The sequence below is a fragment of the Streptomyces sp. a15 genome (assembly GCF_059026085.1).
Map to the genome: position 1 here is coordinate 1 of NZ_JBWLKM010000296.1, position 347 is coordinate 347.

Here is a 347-nt window from a genome sequence, read left to right on the forward strand (position 1 = left end):
ACCATGAGCGGCAAGCTGTACGACTCCGCGCTCGGCCTCGTCCTCATCCATGTCGCGTTCCAGTCCGGCTTCTGCGCCTTCGTACTGAGCAACTACATGCGCTCCCTGCCCCACGAACTGACCGAAGCCGCCCTCGTGGACGGCGCCTCGGTATGGCGCATGTACTGGCAGATCGTGCTGCCGCTGTGCCGCCCGGCGATGGCGGCGCTGGCCACACTGCTGTCCATCTGGATCTACAACGACTTCTTCTGGGCCCTGGTCCTCATCTCCACCGGCGAGAACATGCCGATCACCTCGGCGCTGAACAACCTCACCGGGGCGTACTTCACCGACCCCAACCTGGTCGC

Annotated in this window: 1 protein-coding gene; it reads left to right on the forward strand. The window is 64.6% G+C overall.

Going from position 1 to position 347, the window contains the following annotated elements; genetic code table 11:
• On the forward strand, positions 1–347 hold a 347-nt coding region (locus tag AC5P09_RS52205), incomplete at both ends, for a carbohydrate ABC transporter permease (protein ID WP_493880663.1).